The following is a 15,879-nucleotide window of genomic DNA, read 5'->3' as shown; positions in this document are numbered from 1 at the left end:
CCGTGGAAGCGGGCAGGGTGAAAGAGGGAGGATTAGCTGATGGACGTTCGGTTGATGCGGTTTTTGCCCTGCTGTTTGGCGCTGTAGAGGGCGTTATCAACGCTTCCGATAAAGTGCTCCAGCGGTTCAAAATGCCACTCCCCAAGACCGCCGCTGAACGTAACCCGCAGGTTTTCTTCCCGCCAGACACGTTTTTCAACAGCGGTACGCCATGCTTCCAGTAATGAGAGCGCGGAAGACATCTGCTCCGCCTGGAAGATGACCGCGAACTCTTCTCCACCATAACGGTAAAGCGAGACGTGATGTGGCTGCATGATCTGGAGCCCTTCGCGGGCCACGTTACGCAGAACGATATCACCGGTCAGATGGCCCAGCGTGTCGTTAATCGACTTGAAGTTATCAATATCCACCAGCGCCATCGCGAAAGGCTGCTGGGCATTCAGCAGCTCCGCGATATCGCTATCGAATGCGCGGCGGTTTTTACAGCCCGTCAGCGCATCGTGAGTGGCCTGACGCACATAGGCCATTTCACGCTCTTTATTGGACTGAATCGTGTGGCTCAGCATCGCTTCCAGGCGCGGCGCCTCGCTGACGTCGCCGGTTTTGATGGCATTGATAATATGCATCAGCACGCTACGCGAGGCGTGGCGGAGGTATAAGCCGAAGAGGATGATGATGATGGCCGCCAGCGCAAACCCCCAGCCAACGATCGTCGTTTCGTGGCGGGTAATATCGGTGAGCGTTGCATCCGATACCCGGTAAATGACAAACCAGTCCGGGTTGGTAAACGAGTAGTAGTAATACCAGGCGTTGCTTTTCTTGTCGTAAAGGTGGCCTTCACCGCTGGTCATTTTGTCCATCAGCGCTTCGCTCACGTACTGCTTGAAGAGCGCGCCGGTATCCGGATGCAGCACCACAGCACCGTCACGCTCGACGACGAAAAATTCCCCCTGAACGGGCGCCACCATCTGACGCAGGGTGTAGCCCATTGATGTCAAATCGAGATGAAACGCGAGCGTTCCCTTCAGTCTGCCTTCTGGTGAAATCACTGGCTTATAAAGAGTGACCGTGGGATGCCCCGTAAAGTAATCCATATAAGGACGGGTATAGTGGCTGAAGATGCTGGCTTCCGCCTGAGCGACAAACCACGGTCGCGTCCGGGGATCGAAGGTTTTACTCGTCTCCGTGGGGAGCACTTCCGGTGCGCGGAGGTAATGCCCCTGCGTGTCCGCCAGCGAGATGGAGGAGACGGTCGGCATCAGGTTCTGCAAATGCATCATCATCTGCAGCCCTTGCGTCGGATTGACGTTGAGCGTCTCGTTTAGCCTGTCGTCACGTGCAAAGTACATCGCGGAACGGCCCAGGATATAGTCGTTTTCACGCAGGATAGATTCGGTGTAGTTCACCGCCAGGTTGTGCGTGAAATTGCTATTGATCTTATGATAATCCTCAAGAAAATCCTTTCGTTGCGATAGCGTCACCGCGATCGCGATCACCGCAAAACTGCAGAGGATCCCCGCGAAGCTGAGCATGATTGGCCGGGTAAAAGAGAGCTTTTTGCTGTGAAGTGCCATGAGCTGTACATCGTTCCTGATGGTGAATACTGTTCGTCTGCCGATATCCTCTCAGCATAGTCGCTGTCCTGCGGTTAGCGGTGAATTATACGGCACACGATTTCTGACGGGATGATTTATCTTAAGAACCATTAAGAAAATACTTATTCACCAGGCTGGAGCCGTTTGTGCAATGAACCAGAGGCAGGGCGAAACGAGGAAGAAGCTTTTCGCCCTGGTCAGCATCCGTTGCTGACCGTTTGACAATAAAAAACCGGACGATCGCTGACAATCCTCCGGTTTTGCCTTTTCGTCGCGCCTCGACAATTTTTTATGATGTTGCAGTGCGTTTCAACGTCACTGCGAGGCTCTTCCCAGCCAGCTGTCCCAGTCTTTCCAGACAGGCTGAAGACCCTGCGCCGTCAGAGCGGCGGCGACCGCTTCCGGACGTCGTCCGTCATGCGGCGCAAACTGCTCGAGCTCCGGATGATCGTCGGCGTAACCGCCAGGCTGTGTTTTGGAAAACGCGCTGACGTTGTTAATCGCAAGCGGGATAACGCGATCGCGAAACGCCGGGGACTCACGCGTTGAGAGCGATAATTCCACTTCCGGAGCGAGCAGGCGAAACGCGCAGATGGTTTGCACCAGCTGGCGTTCATCCATCAGCGAAGCCGGTTCAATTCCGCCCGCGCAGGGCCTCAGACGCGGGAAGGAGATGGAATAACGGCTCTGCCAGTAGCGCTGCTGAAGCCACAGCAAATGTTCCGCCACCATGTAACAATCCACCCGCCAGCTGTCGGAGAGCCCGATCAGCGCACCCAGACCGATTTTGTCGATGCCGGCGCGACCCAGCCTGTCCGGCGTTTCCAGCCGGAAAAAGAAATCCTGTTTCTTACCCTTCAGGTGGTGCCGGGCGTACGTCGCCTCGTGGTAGGTTTCCTGGTAGACCATGACCCCGTCCAGCCCGAGGGTCTTGAGCTCCGCGTACTCCTCCTGCGCCAGGGGCTGTACTTCCATATGCAACGACGCAAACTGACGACGGATGGCGGGAAGGTGCTGACGGAAATAGTCCATTCCCACTTTTCCCTGATGTTCGCCCGTGACCAGCAGAAGATGTTCAAAGCCCATTTCACGAATAGCCGCACACTCACGGGCAATCTCACCTTCATCGAGCGTTTTACGTTTGATGCGGTTGCTCATGGAGAAGCCGCAATAGGTGCAGTCATTGGCGCACAGGTTTGAGAGATAGAGCGGCACGTAGAAACTCACCGTGTTGCCAAAACGCTGGCGGGTGAGCCGCTGTGCTCGCTGGGCCATCGGTTCGAGGTACGCACTGGCCGCCGGGGAGAGCAGGGCCATCAGATCCTCGCGGGTCAGATGGCGGGCATTCAGCGCACGCTCCACGTCAGCCGCCGTCTTGCTGTTGATGCGCAGGGCAATGTCGTCCCAGTTAAGCTGCCGCCAGCGCTCGGTAAACGTGCTCATGAGATCGCCTCCAGAAAACCGGTCAGCGGGCTGGTGGCCTGCGCCTGGAAACTGCGCGAGCCGGGGCCGGACTCCCTTGCCAGCAACCCAGCCTCTACGGCCATGCGGAACGCACGCGCCATCATGACCGGATCGTCGGCAACCGCGATGGCCGTATTCACCAGCACCGCGTCGGCGCCCATCTCCAGCGCCTGTGCGGCATGGCTGGGCACGCCAATGCCCGCATCAACCACCACCGGCACGGTAGCCTGCTCAATAATGATTTCCAGCATCGCACGGGTTTCCAGCCCCTGGTTGGAGCCAATGGGGGCGCCCAGCGGCATGACGGCGGCGCAGCCGACCTCTTCCAGCCGTTTGCACAGGACAGGGTCGGCTCCGCAGTAAGGCAGGACGGTAAACCCTTGCAGCACCAGCTTTTCAGCCGCTTTCAGCGTTTCGATAGGGTCGGGCAGCAGCCAGCGGGCGTCAGGATGAATTTCCAGCTTCAGCCAGCGGGTGCCGAGCGCCTCGCGGGCCAGCTGCGCGGCGAAAATCGCCTCTTCGGCCGTTTTGGCACCGGAGGTGTTGGGCAGCAGCGTGACGCCTGCCTCCAGTAAAGGAGCCAGAATGGCATCGCTGTGATGACGCAGATCCACGCGCTTGAGCGCCAGCGTCACCAGCTGGCTGCCGCTTTCGCGAATGGCATCCACCATCAGCTGCGGCGAGGCGAATTTTCCGGTTCCGGTAAACAGATGTGAATCAAAGACTTTATCGGCAATACGTAACATCTCAGCCCCCTGCGATAACCTGAAACAGCAGGATCTGGTCGCCGTCATTGACCTGCTGATGTTCCCACTGCTCGCGCGGCAGGATCTGTTGATTGAGCGCCAGCGCCGTTCCCGGCTTGAGCTGACGCAGCTTGTCGAGCAGTACCGCAACGGTGAGCCCGTCTTCGCATCTCATCGGCTCATCGTTAAACAGAATGCGCATCGCGGCCTCCACATACCGGGCAGCGGCTGGCGCGGCGTAACGCCAGCTGGCGCCAGCCGGCTGAGCGGGCATCAAACAGCCGCAGCGTATTGCGTTCCGTCTCCATGCCGCTAAGCAGCTTGATGGCTTCCAGCGCCTGCATGGTGCCCATTACGCCGACCACCGGACCAAGAATGCCCGCCGTCCGGCAGTTGCGCGCTGGCTCGGCATCATCCGGCCACAGACAGCGATAGCAGCCCTGCGTCCACGGTGGCGTCAGAACCATCATCTGCCCGCCGAACCCCACCGCGCTGGCGGTGATAAGCGGCGTATGATTTGCCACGCACGCGGCGTTAATCGCCTGGCGCGTCGCCATGTTGTCGGTACAGTCCAGCACCACGTCGGCAAGGGCGACTTCACGGTGCAGGCTTTCACCGCTAAGACGCTCCTGTAAGGCAATCAGCTCGATATCCGGGTTTAGCTGGTTCAGCCGCTGCCGGGTGATTTTTGCTTTCGGCTGGTTGATATCCTCGGTGGTAAAGAGGATTTGTCGCTGCAGATTGCTGAGGTGAACCTCGTCGTCGTCGGCCAGCACCAGCGTACCGATGCCCGCACCTGCCAGATAAAGCGCGGCGGGCGCGCCTAATCCGCCCAGACCGACAATCAGCACCCGGCTGGCGAGCAGTTTTTGCTGGCCATCGATGGCGATATCCTCCAGCAGGATCTGACGGCTGTAGCGCATAAAGTCGCGATCATTCATCGCCAGCTCCTGCCAGCTGTAACAGCTGTTCGGTGGCGGACTGCCAGTCTGCAGCCTGGGTGATGGCGCTGACGACGGCGATGCTGCCGACGCCGGTCTCCAGCACCGCCGGGGCGCGTTCAAGGCTGATTCCGCCGATGGCGACGGTGGGGTAATCGGCAAGGCGTTTAACGTGACTCGCCAGCTGCGTCAGACCCTGCGGTGCGGAGGGCATCTGCTTGGTTTGCGTCGGGAAGACGTGGCCCAGCGCGATGTATGAGGGACGGGCCGCCAGGGCCACGTCGATCTCCATGTCATCGTGCGTTGACACGCCAAGACGCAGCCCGGCTTCACGGATAGCGCTCAGATCCGTTGTTTCCAGGTCCTCCTGACCCAGATGCACGCCGTACGCCTGGTGCTTAACGGCCAGTCGCCAGTAATCGTTGATAAACAGGCGGGCGTTATACCGACGCCCCAGCGCGATGGCGGCAACCACATCGGCTTCCACCTCGTCATCGCGCTTATCCTTGATGCGCAGCTGGAGGGTGCGAACGCCTGCCTCCAGCAGTCGCTCTATCCACGCCACGCTGTCCACCACCGGATAGAGCCCTAAACGGTAGGGGACGGGTGGGAAATCGGGCTGGTACATTACGCCTCCTCTTTTTTGAGGTAGATTTCGCCGCCTTTGGCGCGGAAGGTTTCAGACATGTCCGCCATGCCCACTTCAATGGTTTGCGCTGCGGCGTAGTCACGCACTTCCTGGCTGATTTTCATCGAGCAGAATTTTGGCCCGCACATAGAGCAGAAGTGCGCGACTTTGCCTGATTCCTGCGGCAGGGTCTCGTCGTGATAGGCGCGGGCGGTGAACGGATCCAGCGCCAGGTTGAACTGGTCTTCCCAGCGGAATTCAAAGCGCGCCTTCGACATGGCGTTATCGCGGATTTGCGCCCCCGGGTGGCCTTTGGCCAGATCCGCCGCGTGGGCGGCAATTTTGTAGGTAATCAGCCCCTGCTTCACGTCCTCTTTGTTTGGCAGGCCGAGGTGCTCTTTCGGCGTCACGTAGCAGAGCATGGCGCAGCCGAACCAGCCGATCATCGCCGCGCCAATGCCTGAGGTGAAGTGGTCATAGCCCGGCGCAATATCGGTGGTCAACGGTCCCAGGGTATAGAACGGGGCCTCATGGCAGTGCTCCAGCTCTTCGGTCATGTTGCGGCGGATCATCTGCATCGGCACGTGTCCCGGGCCTTCAATCATTACCTGCACGTCATACTCCCAGGCGATTTTAGTCAGCTCGCCCAGCGTGTGCAGCTCGGCAAACTGCGCTTCGTCGTTGGCGTCGCGGATGGAGCCCGGACGCAGGCCGTCGCCCAGCGACAGGGAGACGTCATAGGCGGCGCAGATTTCGCAGATCTCGCGGAAGTGTTCGTAGAGGAAGTTTTCCTGGTGATGGGACAGGCACCACTTCGCCATGATGGAACCGCCGCGCGAGACGATACCGGTCAGACGCTTCGCCGTCATCGGCACGTAGCGCAGCAGCACGCCCGCGTGAATGGTGAAGTAGTCCACGCCCTGCTCGGCCTGCTCCAGCAGCGTGTCGCGGAACGCTTCCCAGGTGAGGTCTTCGGCAATGCCGTTGACCTTCTCCAGCGCCTGATAAATCGGGACGGTGCCAATCGGTACCGGGCTGTTACGCAGGATCCATTCGCGGGTTTCGTGAATATAGCGGCCGGTGGAGAGATCCATTACCGTGTCCGCGCCCCAGCGCGTGGACCAGACCAGCTTTTCCACCTCTTCTTCGATGGAGGAGGTCACGGCCGAGTTACCGATGTTCGCGTTGACCTTCACCAGGAAGTTGCGGCCGATAATCATCGGCTCGGATTCCGGGTGGTTAATGTTGGCGGGGATAATCGCGCGCCCGGCGGCCACTTCGTCACGCACAAACTCCGGCGTGATGTTCTCCGGCAGGCGAGCGCCAAAGCCTTCACCCGGATGCTGATAGCGCAGCACTTCGTTACGGATGCGCTCGCGACCCATGTTTTCGCGGATGGCGATGAATTCCATTTCCGGCGTGACGATGCCCTGGCGCGCGTAGTGCAGCTGGGTCACGCATTTGCCCGCTTTAGCGCGTTTTGGCGTCAGCAGGCCGGTAAAGCGCAGCTCGTCCAGACCGTCGTCGGCGAGGCGCTCTTTGGTGTATGCAGAGCTGCGCACGCTCAGTTCCTCGCAGTCGTTGCGCGCATTAATCCACGGCTGGCGCAGCTTAGCCAGACCCTGCTGGACGTTGATGGCAACATCAGGGTCGCCGTACGGACCGGAGGTGTCATACACCGGCACGGCTTCGTTGTCTTCGTACTGCGGGTTATCTTTGCTGCCGCCGATAAGCGTCGGGCTGAGCTGGATTTCGCGCATTGGGACGCGGATATCGGCCTGTGAGCCGGAAATGTAGATGCGTTTCGAGTTCGGGAAAGCGCTGCCTTCCAGGGTGTCGATGAAGTGTTGGGCCTGTGCACGCTGTTCGCGGCGGGTCAGTTTTGCAGTAGACATAGCTCATTCCAAAAGTGAAGGACATGGCTTGTCAGACGACGGATGAAGCAAGAGAGGATCGCCCTCAGGCGATACAACAGCAGTGTGACTCTTGTTCCCTTCGCAGGTATTAGCCTGATCAGGTTCCGCGGATCCCGAATTAACGGTCTCAGCCCGCGCTTTCAGGCGCTGGGCACTCCGACAAGAAAAATCCCCCTCGTGAGAGGGGCGAATGGTTGTAAATTACTCGTTAACGGTGAAGAACTCAAGCAGGGCGCGCGACGTTCTCTTCGTTACTGATGTTCAAATCATTGTCCAGTACGAGGGCGATCAGCTTATCTTCCAGCGTGAATCGCTCTTCCAGCGCTTCACCGAGGTCGGATAGCGCCCGCTGGAACTCAAGATAGTTATCGTGATCGATGGCGTTCTCGAGCGCGGAATCATAGTAATCCATGATCTGCTGGGTGTTGGCTTCCAGCAGCGGATAGAGCTTGCTGGCTGCTAAATACGGTGTTGTCCCTTCCATTTCGCGGATAATGCGTTCATAAATATTGAAATGGCCGTCAGACAGATAGTCGACCAGGCCCTGACAAAAATCATCCAGCGCTTTTTCATTCAGTCGCATAAACGATTCTTTGCCAGGCTTAATGCCGACCAGATTGTAATAAGCCACGAGTAGATGCTTGCGCACATGTAGCCAGCGATCCACCAGTTTGTTACTTCCTCTAACGCGCTCAGTCAGGCTTTCCAGCTGGTTTAACATGGTCGACTCCGCAAAATGTAGGATTGAATCTGCTTATCCAGAATGTAACCACAATGCTAACAACATGTCAGTGAAGCGAAGGTAGTGCAATAGATATGGATCGTATTATTGAAAAATCAGATCTTGGTTGGTGGATCGTCAGTCACGAACAAAAATTATGGCTCCCTGCCGGGGAAATCCCCTATGGCGCAGCTGAGGCGTTCGATCTTGCTGGCCAGCCAGCGCTACAGATCGGTGAGTGGCAGGGTGAGCCCGTGTGGTTGATCCAACAGCCCCGCCGCCAGGATATGGGATCTGTACGCCAGGTGCTGGATCTGGACGTGGGGCTGTTCCAGCTGGCGGGGCGCGGCGTGCAGCTGGCCGAGTTTTACCGCTCGCATAAATACTGTGGCTACTGCGGCCATACCATGCGTCCGAGCAAAACCGAGTGGGCGATGCTCTGCAACCACTGCCGCGAACGCTACTATCCGCAGATTGCGCCGTGCATTATCGTCGCTATCCGCCGGGAGGATTCCATCCTGCTGGCGCAGCATACCCGTCATCGCAACGGCGTTCATACCGTGCTGGCCGGCTTCGTCGAAGTGGGCGAAACGCTGGAGCAGGCGGTGGCGCGCGAGGTGATGGAGGAGAGCGGGATCAAAGTGAAGAACCTGCGCTACGTCACCTCCCAGCCGTGGCCGTTCCCGCAGTCGCTGATGACGGCCTTTATGGCCGAATATGACAGCGGCGAGATCGTTATCGATCAGAAAGAGCTGCTGGATGCGAACTGGTATCGCTACGACGATTTACCGCTGTTACCTCCGCCGGGCACCGTGGCGCGTCGGCTGATAGAAGATACCGTGGCGATGTGTCGGGCCGAGTATGAGTAGTGTTACACTGAGGCCATGACGCTTAAGGAACTGCAAAAATGACCGAACTGAAGAACGATCGTTATCTGCGTGCGCTGCTGCGCCAGCCCGTTGATGTCACCCCGGTGTGGATGATGCGCCAGGCGGGACGCTATCTGCCAGAGTACAAAGCCACGCGCGCGCAGGCGGGCGATTTTATGTCGCTGTGCAAAAACGCCGAGCTGGCCTGCGAAGTGACGCTCCAGCCGCTGCGCCGCTTCCCGCTGGATGCTGCGATCCTCTTCTCGGATATTCTGACCATTCCGGATGCCATGGGCCTTGGCCTGTACTTCGAAACCGGTGAAGGCCCGCGTTTCACCTCTCCGATCAAAAGCAAAGCCGACGTGGACAAGCTGCCGATCCCCGATCCGGAAGGCGAGCTGGGCTACGTGATGAACGCCGTGCGCACCATTCGCCGCGAGCTGAAAGGCGAAGTGCCGCTGATTGGCTTCTCCGGCAGCCCATGGACGCTGGCGACCTATATGGTGGAAGGGGGCAGCAGTAAAGCCTTCACCCTGATTAAAAAGATGATGTACGCCGAGCCGCTGGCCCTGCATGCGCTGCTAGACAAGCTGGCGAAGAGCGTCACGCTCTATCTGAACGCGCAGATTAAGGCGGGTGCGCAGTCGGTGATGATTTTCGACACCTGGGGCGGCGTGCTGACCGGCCGCGATTATCAGCAGTTCTCCCTGTACTACATGCATAAAATCGTCGACGGCCTGCTGCGTGAAAACGAAGGTCGCCGCGTGCCGGTGACGCTGTTCACCAAAGGTGGCGGCCAGTGGCTGGAAGCGATGGCGGCCACCGGCTGCGACGCGCTGGGTCTCGACTGGACCACCGATATTGCCGATGCGCGTCGTCGCGTGGGTGACAAAGTGGCGCTGCAGGGCAACATGGACCCGTCCATGCTCTATGCGCCGCCAGCCCGCATTGAAGAAGAAGTGTCGACTATACTGTCTGGTTTCGGCCAGGGGGAAGGCCACGTCTTTAACCTCGGCCACGGTATTCATCAGGATGTACCGCCAGAGCACGCAGGCGTATTTGTGGAGGCGGTGCATCGGCTTTCTGCCCAGTATCACAAGTAAGGAGTCGTTATGGATCTCGCGTCGCTACGCGCTCAGCAAATCGAACTGGCCTCATCGGTGATCCGCGAGGATCGTCTGGATAAGGATCCTCCGCAGTACATTGGCGGAGCAGACGTCGGGTTCGAGCAGGGTGGGGAAGTGACGCGAGCGGCGATGGTGGTACTGAAATACCCTTCGCTTGAGCTGGTGGAGTACAAGGTCGCGCGTATCGCGACCACCATGCCGTATATCCCGGGCTTTCTCTCCTTCCGCGAATATCCCGCGCTGCTGGCAGCGTGGGAGCAGCTCTCGCAAAAACCTGACCTGCTGTTTGTCGATGGGCATGGGATCTCACACCCGCGCCGTTTAGGCGTTGCCAGCCACTTTGGGCTGCTGGTGGATGTGCCGACCATTGGCGTTGCCAAGAAACGCCTGTGCGGCGCGTTTGAGCCACTCTCCGCCGAGCCGGGCGCGCTGGCACCGCTTATCCATAAAGGCGAGCAGCTGGCGTGGGTCTGGCGCAGCAAGGCTCGCTGTAATCCGCTATTCATCGCCACCGGCCATCGGGTGAGCATGGACAGCGCTCTGGCGTGGGTACAGCGCTGCATGAACGGCTACCGCTTACCGGAGCCGACGCGCTGGGCTGACGCGGTGGCCTCTTCGCGTCCGGCTTTTGTTCGTTGGCAGGAAATTCAGCGGTGATTCAGGTAAACTGCGCCTAATTTTCGATTCGAGAGATCATCATGCTACAAAACCCGATTCACCTGCGCCTTGAAAAGCTGGAAAGCTGGCAGCACGTCACCTTTATGGCTTGCCTGTGCGAGCGCATGTATCCCAACTATGCCGCGTTCTGTAAGCAGACGGGCTTTGGTGATGGCCATATCTACCGCCGCATTCTGGATCTGATCTGGGAAACGCTGACGGTGAAAGACGCGAAGGTGAATTTCGACTCTCAGCTCGAAAAGCTCGAAGAGGCGATTCCGGTGGCGGATGATTTTGACCTGTACGGCGTCTACCCGGCAATTGATGCCTGCGTGGCGTTAAGCGAACTGCTTCACTCCCGTCTGAGCGGTGAGACGCTGGAGCACGCTATTGAAGTCAGTAAGGCATCTATTACGACCGTGGCGATGCTGGAAATGACCCAGGAAGGTCGCGAAATGACCGATGAAGAGCTGCGTGCAAACCCGGCCGTGGAGCAAGAATGGGACATTCAGTGGGAAATTTTCCGCCTGCTGGCAGAGTGTGAAGAACGCGATATTGAACTGATAAAAGGGCTGCGTGCGGACTTACGTGAGGCCGGTGAGAGTAATATTGGTATAATTTTTAACCAATGAGATAAGAAAACTTGAGATAACGCCCGTTTTGTCGCTCCTCGACTCTTCCCTTTCGCCCCTTGTCTGGTCTACATTTGGGGGGCGAAAAAAAGTGGCTATCGGTGCGTGTATGCAGGAGAGTGCTTTTTTGGCATTTTCGTCGCACTCGATGCTTAGCAAGCGATAAACACATTGAAAGGATAACTTATGAACAAGACTCAACTGATTGATGTAATTGCGGACAAGGCTGATCTGTCTAAAGTGCAGGCTAAAGCTGCTCTGGAATCTACCCTGGCTGCTATTACTGAGTCTCTGAAAGAAGGCGATGCTGTACAACTGGTTGGTTTCGGTACCTTCAAAGTGAACCACCGCGCTGAGCGTACTGGCCGCAACCCGCAGACCGGTAAAGAAATCAAAATCGCCGCAGCGAACGTGCCGGCATTTGTTTCTGGTAAAGCACTGAAAGACGCAGTTAAGTAAGACGCGTGGCAGTGAACAGTTTTAGCGAAGGGGCGGCAACGCCCCTTTTGTCTTTCTGGCGCGGAACGCTCGCGCTGGCAGGCATGCTGCTGCTGTCCGCCTGCAGCCACGACACCTCCCTGCCGCCGTTTACCGCCAGCGGCTACGCGGACAACCAGGGCGCGGTCAGGATTTGGCGCAAAGATTCCGGCGGCGAAGTGCATCTGCTTTCTGCCTTTAGCCCGTGGCATAACGGCAATACGTCGACGGCGGAATATCGCTGGCAGGGGGATGACCTGTCGCTGATTGAACTGAACGTCTACAGCAAGACCCCCGAACACGTGAAAGTGCGTTTTGACGACCATGGCGAGCTGAGCTTTATGCAGCGCGAAGTCGGCGGTCAAAAACAGCAGCTTTCCAGCGATCAAATCGCCCTCTACCGTTACCGTGCCGAACAAATCCGCCAGACCAGCGATGCGCTTCGTCTGGGACGCGTTGTGCTGCGCCAGGGGCGCTGGCATAACGACGGGACGGTAACCACCTGCGAAGGGCAAACGGTCAAGCCTGAGCTTGAATCCTGGGCGACCGAACACATTCAACGCCGTCAGCGTCATTCCTCAATGGAAGTGAGTGTGGCGTGGCTGGAAGCGCCGGAAGGCTCTCAGCTGCTGCTGGTGGCGAACGAAGACTTCTGTACCTGGCAGCCGACAGAGAAGAGTTTCTGAGGTAAATCCCCTCTCCCTTGAGGGAGAGGGTGAGGGCGAGGAGGAATTACTCCCCCTGCTCGCGCGCAATCGCGCGATAGCCGATATCCTGACGGCTAAAGCTACCGTTCCAGTGAATATCCGCCATCAGCGCATAGGCGCGCTTCTGCGCTTCTGCCACGGTATGACCCAGCGCGGTCGCACACAGCACGCGTCCGCCGTTGGTCAGAACGCGATCGTCTTCAGCCAGCTTCGTACCGGCATGGAACACCTTCGCACCGTCAATCTCTTCCAGCGGCAGACCGTGGATCTCATCCCCGGTGTTGTAATTACCCGGATAACCACCCGCAGCAATCACCACACCCAGAGATGCACGCTCGTCCCACTCTGACGTTTTCTCGTCCAGCTTACCTTCGCAGGCTGCCAGACACAGACCCACCAGATCGGATTTCATGCGCAGCATGATGGGCTGAGTTTCCGGATCGCCAAAGCGGCAGTTGAATTCGATAACCTTAGGGTTACCCTGCTTGTCGATCATCAGGCCCGCGTAGAGGAAACCGGTGTAGGTGTTACCTTCCGCCGCCATCCCTTTCACGGTTGGCCAGATGACGCGATCCATGGTGCGTTGATGAACTTCGTCAGTCACGACCGGAGCAGGGGAGTAGGCGCCCATCCCGCCGGTATTAGGACCCGTGTCGCCATTACCCACACGCTTGTGGTCCTGGCTGGTGGCCATCGGCAGAACGTGCTCGCCGTCGACCATCACGATAAAGCTGGCTTCTTCACCGTCGAGGAACTCTTCAATCACGATACGGTGGCCCGCATCGCCGAAAGCGTTACCTGCCAGCATGTCCTGAACCGCGGCTTCGGCTTCTTCGAGCGTCATCGCGACGATCACGCCTTTACCGGCGGCCAGACCGTCGGCCTTGATAACAATCGGCGCGCCCTTCTCACGTAAGTAGGCCAGAGCAGGCTCCACTTCAGTGAAATTCTGATATTCCGCCGTCGGGATATTATGACGCGCGAGGAAATCTTTGGTGAAGGCTTTGGAGCCTTCCAGCTGCGCGGCCCCTTGTGTTGGCCCGAAGATTGTCAGGCCCGCCGCGCGGAACGCGTCAACGACGCCAATCACCAGCGGCGCTTCCGGGCCGACGATGGTCAGGTCGATTTTCTCGCTCTGGGCAAAACTCAGCAGCGCCGGAATGTCAGTCACGCCGATAGCCACGTTCTGCAGCGCGGGTTCCAGTGCGGTACCGGCGTTGCCCGGTGCCACGAAGACCGTTTTCACCAGCGGAGACTGCGCCGCTTTCCACGCCAGCGCGTGCTCGCGTCCGCCGTTACCAATCACTAATACTTTCATTTTCAGCTCCGGGAATTAATGGCGGAAGTGGCGCATGTCGGTGAAAATCATCGCAATGCCGTGTTCGTCGGCGGCGGCAATCACTTCGTCGTCGCGGATTGAGCCGCCAGGCTGGATCACACAGGTGATGCCGACAGCAGCTGCCGCATCGATACCGTCACGGAACGGGAAGAACGCGTCAGAAGCCATGGCGGAGCCTTTCACTTCCAGACCTTCATCGCCTGCTTTAATGCCCGCGATTTTCGCGGAGTAGACGCGGCTCATCTGGCCAGCACCTATTCCGATGGTCATATTCTCTTTCGCGTAGACGATGGCGTTGGATTTGACGAACTTCGCCACTTTCCAGCAGAACAGCGCGTCACGTAGTTCCTGTTCGGTCGGCTGACGTTTGGTCACCACGCGCAGGTCGGCTTCTGTCACCATACCCAGATCGCGATCCTGAACCAGCAGGCCGCCGTTGACGCGTTTGAAGTCCAGGCCCGGCACGCGTTCTGCCCACTGGCCGCAAACCAGTACGCGCACGTTCTGTTTTGCAGCGGTAATTTTGAGCGCCTCTTCGGATGCGGATGGCGCGATGATCACTTCAACGAACTGGCGGGAGATGATGGCCTGAGCCGTTTCAGCATCCAGCTCGCGGTTGAAGGCGATAATGCCGCCGAACGCAGAGGTCGGGTCGGTTTTGTAGGCGCGATCGTAGGCATCCAGAATAGAGGTGCTCACGGCAACGCCGCATGGGTTCGCGTGCTTGACGATAACGCAGGCTGGTTCGCTGAACTCTTTCACGCATTCCAGCGCGGCGTCGGTGTCGGCAATGTTGTTATAGGAGAGCGCTTTGCCCTGAACCTGGTGGGCAGTCGCAACAGAGGCTTCTTTTACCTCTTCTTCTATATAGAAGGCAGCCTGCTGGTGGCTGTTCTCGCCGTAGCGCATATCCTGCTTCTTAATGAAGTTCAGGTTCAGGGTGCGCGGGAAGCGGCCGGAAGGATCTTTGCTTTCACCGTGGTAAGCCGGTACCAGGCTACCGAAGTAGTTGGCGATCATGCTGTCGTACGCGGCGGTGTGTTCGAAGGCTTTGATGGCGAGGTCGAAACGCGTTTCCAGGGTCAGCGACCCTTCGTTGGCATCCATCTCATTAATAATGGTTTCGTAATCGCTGCTCTTTACGACGATGGCGACATCTTTATGGTTCTTGGCCGCGGAGCGCACCATGGTCGGGCCGCCGATATCAATATTCTCTACGGCATCTTCCAGAGAGCAGCCTTCGCGGGCAACGGTCTGGGCAAACGGGTAGAGGTTAACAACTACCATGTCGATTGGCGCGATGTCATGCTGTTCCATAATGGCGTCGTCCTGACCGCGACGGCCAAGAATACCGCCGTGGACTTTTGGATGCAGGGTTTTGACGCGTCCATCCATCATTTCCGGGAAACCGGTGTAATCGGACACTTCGGTTACCGGCAGACCTTTATCTGCTAACAGGCGAGCGGTACCGCCTGTGGAAAGCAGCTCCACACCGCGTGCGGAAAGTGCCTGAGCGAATTCGACGATACCGGCTTTATCAGAAACACTGAGCAGAGCGCGGCGGACTGGACGACGTTGTTGCATGGTAAATCCCCTGGATTTCACGATTACAGAGAGCGTTAGATGAATTTTCCTGTGAAAAACTCATCTAACACACCTGACGAGGCATCCTTGTTAAGCGCGAGCATTTTAACGAAAACGTTTGCGCAACGCTCGCACATTTTCACTTTTTCGTATCATTGTGGATAAGTCTGTGTGTAAAAAGGTATAAGGCGGGGTTTTGCTGTGGAATGCAGCAGTCAGTCATTTTTCTGTCATTTAGCGGTTGCGGCCTGCGGAGAACTCCCTATAATGCGCCTCCATCGACACGGCGGATGTGAATCACTTCACAAACAACCCGGTCGGTTGAAGAGAAAAAATCCTGAAATAACGGGTTGACTCTGAAAGAGGAAAGCGTAATATACGCCACCTCGCAACGGTGAGCGAAAGCCGCGTTGCACTGCTCTTTAACAATTTATCAGACAATCTGTGTGGGCACTCAAAGTGACATGGATTCTTAA

At 57.8% G+C, this 15,879-nt stretch carries 16 protein-coding genes and 1 riboswitch; of the genes, 6 read left to right on the top strand and 10 right to left on the bottom strand.

Going from position 1 to position 15,879, the window contains the following annotated elements:
- Nucleotides 1–32: 32 nt before the first annotated feature.
- The 8 genes from BM007_RS22545 to BM007_RS22510 form a co-directional block, all read right to left on the bottom strand.
- A complete protein-coding gene (locus tag BM007_RS22545) occupies nt 33–1,574 on the bottom strand; it encodes a sensor domain-containing diguanylate cyclase (protein ID WP_090421146.1) in 1,542 nt (513 codons plus the stop codon).
- A gap of 336 nt (nt 1,575–1,910) precedes the next feature.
- Nucleotides 1,911–3,038: a 2-iminoacetate synthase ThiH gene (thiH, locus tag BM007_RS22540; RefSeq protein WP_048990373.1), complete on the bottom strand. Its 1,128-nt coding sequence runs from the start codon at nt 3,036–3,038 to the stop codon at nt 1,911–1,913.
- Nucleotides 3,035–3,805, bottom strand: coding sequence for a thiazole synthase (gene thiG / locus BM007_RS22535; RefSeq protein WP_048990372.1), 771 nt, complete (start codon nt 3,803–3,805; stop codon nt 3,035–3,037). The genes thiH and thiG overlap by 4 nt, the downstream gene beginning before the upstream one ends.
- 1 nt (nt 3,806) lies before the next feature.
- Nucleotides 3,807–4,007 carry a sulfur carrier protein ThiS gene (gene thiS / locus BM007_RS22530; protein ID WP_024908257.1) on the bottom strand — a complete coding sequence of 67 codons (201 nt, stop codon included), beginning with the start codon at nt 4,005–4,007 and terminating at the stop codon, nt 3,807–3,809.
- A complete protein-coding gene (locus BM007_RS22525) occupies nt 3,991–4,746 on the bottom strand; it encodes a HesA/MoeB/ThiF family protein (protein ID WP_061716173.1) in 756 nt (251 codons plus the stop codon). Before BM007_RS22525 ends, thiS begins: the two co-directional genes overlap by 17 nt.
- Nucleotides 4,739–5,374: a thiamine phosphate synthase gene (thiE, locus tag BM007_RS22520; RefSeq protein WP_061716172.1), complete on the bottom strand. Its 636-nt coding sequence runs from the start codon at nt 5,372–5,374 to the stop codon at nt 4,739–4,741. Before thiE ends, BM007_RS22525 begins: the two co-directional genes overlap by 8 nt.
- Nucleotides 5,374–7,269, bottom strand: coding sequence for a phosphomethylpyrimidine synthase ThiC (gene thiC, locus BM007_RS22515; protein WP_090421143.1), 1,896 nt, complete (start codon nt 7,267–7,269; stop codon nt 5,374–5,376). The genes thiE and thiC overlap by 1 nt, the downstream gene beginning before the upstream one ends.
- A 78-nt stretch (nt 7,270–7,347) precedes the next feature.
- A riboswitch (TPP riboswitch) is annotated at nt 7,348–7,459 on the bottom strand.
- Nucleotides 7,460–7,513: 54 nt separating this feature from the next.
- Nucleotides 7,514–8,011 (bottom strand): Rsd/AlgQ family anti-sigma factor, encoded by a 498-nt coding sequence (locus BM007_RS22510; protein WP_023334107.1) that lies wholly within the window; start codon nt 8,009–8,011, stop codon nt 7,514–7,516.
- A 95-nt stretch (nt 8,012–8,106) separates the two neighbouring features.
- Between BM007_RS22510 and nudC the strand changes: the two genes are divergently transcribed.
- The 6 genes from nudC (at nt 8,107) to BM007_RS22480 (ending at nt 12,459) form a co-directional block, all read left to right on the top strand.
- A complete protein-coding gene (gene nudC, locus BM007_RS22505) occupies nt 8,107–8,880 on the top strand; it encodes an NAD(+) diphosphatase (protein ID WP_061716170.1) in 774 nt (257 codons plus the stop codon).
- A gap of 38 nt (nt 8,881–8,918) precedes the next feature.
- Nucleotides 8,919–9,983 carry a uroporphyrinogen decarboxylase gene (hemE, locus tag BM007_RS22500; protein ID WP_024908252.1) on the top strand — a complete coding sequence of 355 codons (1,065 nt, stop codon included), beginning with the start codon at nt 8,919–8,921 and terminating at the stop codon, nt 9,981–9,983.
- Nucleotides 9,984–9,992: 9 nt separating this feature from the next.
- The gene (nfi, locus tag BM007_RS22495; protein ID WP_032648402.1) at nt 9,993–10,664 is read left to right on the top strand and encodes a deoxyribonuclease V; all 672 of its coding nucleotides are present in this window, start codon (nt 9,993–9,995) and stop codon (nt 10,662–10,664) included.
- Nucleotides 10,665–10,705: 41 nt separating this feature from the next.
- Entirely contained in the window at nt 10,706–11,296 is a 591-nt protein-coding gene (locus tag BM007_RS22490) for a YjaG family protein (RefSeq protein WP_008503468.1), read from the top strand.
- Nucleotides 11,297–11,482: 186 nt separating this feature from the next.
- The gene (hupA, locus tag BM007_RS22485) at nt 11,483–11,755 is read left to right on the top strand and encodes a nucleoid-associated protein HU-alpha (protein ID WP_002445246.1); all 273 of its coding nucleotides are present in this window, start codon (nt 11,483–11,485) and stop codon (nt 11,753–11,755) included.
- Between the two features lie 11 nt (nt 11,756–11,766).
- Entirely contained in the window at nt 11,767–12,459 is a 693-nt protein-coding gene (locus BM007_RS22480; RefSeq protein WP_061716168.1) for a DUF1481 domain-containing protein, read from the top strand.
- A 46-nt stretch (nt 12,460–12,505) separates the two neighbouring features.
- Here the strand turns inward: BM007_RS22480 and purD are convergent, their stop codons facing one another.
- Complete coding sequence (gene purD / locus BM007_RS22475; protein WP_090421140.1) at nt 12,506–13,798, bottom strand: phosphoribosylamine--glycine ligase; 1,293 nt, start codon at nt 13,796–13,798, stop codon at nt 12,506–12,508.
- Between the two features lie 15 nt (nt 13,799–13,813).
- Nucleotides 13,814–15,403, bottom strand: coding sequence for a bifunctional phosphoribosylaminoimidazolecarboxamide formyltransferase/IMP cyclohydrolase (gene purH / locus BM007_RS22470; protein ID WP_048990362.1), 1,590 nt, complete (start codon nt 15,401–15,403; stop codon nt 13,814–13,816).
- Nucleotides 15,404–15,879: the final 476 nt, after the last annotated feature.

This window comes from Enterobacter sp. NFIX59 (assembly GCF_900113755.1).
GTDB lineage: Bacteria > Pseudomonadota > Gammaproteobacteria > Enterobacterales > Enterobacteriaceae > Enterobacter > Enterobacter pseudoroggenkampii.
This window is presented reverse-complemented; position numbering and strand designations above follow the sequence as displayed.

Bases quoted from the DNA above. Each gene is read 5' to 3' on its own strand.
- BM007_RS22545 (WP_090421146.1), bottom strand. From the start codon at position 1,574: ATGGCACTTCACAGCAAAAAGCTCTCTTTTACCCGGCCAATCATGCTC.
- thiH (WP_048990373.1), bottom strand. From the start codon at position 3,038: ATGAGCACGTTTACCGAGCGCTGGCGGCAGCTTAACTGGGACGACATT.
- thiG (WP_048990372.1), bottom strand. From the start codon at position 3,805: ATGTTACGTATTGCCGATAAAGTCTTTGATTCACATCTGTTTACCGGA.
- thiS (WP_024908257.1), bottom strand. From the start codon at position 4,007: ATGCGCATTCTGTTTAACGATGAGCCGATGAGATGCGAAGACGGGCTC.
- BM007_RS22525 (WP_061716173.1), bottom strand. From the start codon at position 4,746: ATGAATGATCGCGACTTTATGCGCTACAGCCGTCAGATCCTGCTGGAG.
- thiE (WP_061716172.1), bottom strand. From the start codon at position 5,374: ATGTACCAGCCCGATTTCCCACCCGTCCCCTACCGTTTAGGGCTCTAT.
- thiC (WP_090421143.1), bottom strand. From the start codon at position 7,269: ATGTCTACTGCAAAACTGACCCGCCGCGAACAGCGTGCACAGGCCCAA.
- BM007_RS22510 (WP_023334107.1), bottom strand. From the start codon at position 8,011: ATGTTAAACCAGCTGGAAAGCCTGACTGAGCGCGTTAGAGGAAGTAAC.
- nudC (WP_061716170.1), top strand. From the start codon at position 8,107: ATGGATCGTATTATTGAAAAATCAGATCTTGGTTGGTGGATCGTCAGT.
- hemE (WP_024908252.1), top strand. From the start codon at position 8,919: ATGACCGAACTGAAGAACGATCGTTATCTGCGTGCGCTGCTGCGCCAG.
- nfi (WP_032648402.1), top strand. From the start codon at position 9,993: ATGGATCTCGCGTCGCTACGCGCTCAGCAAATCGAACTGGCCTCATCG.
- BM007_RS22490 (WP_008503468.1), top strand. From the start codon at position 10,706: ATGCTACAAAACCCGATTCACCTGCGCCTTGAAAAGCTGGAAAGCTGG.
- hupA (WP_002445246.1), top strand. From the start codon at position 11,483: ATGAACAAGACTCAACTGATTGATGTAATTGCGGACAAGGCTGATCTG.
- purD (WP_090421140.1), bottom strand. From the start codon at position 13,798: ATGAAAGTATTAGTGATTGGTAACGGCGGACGCGAGCACGCGCTGGCG.
- purH (WP_048990362.1), bottom strand. From the start codon at position 15,403: ATGCAACAACGTCGTCCAGTCCGCCGCGCTCTGCTCAGTGTTTCTGAT.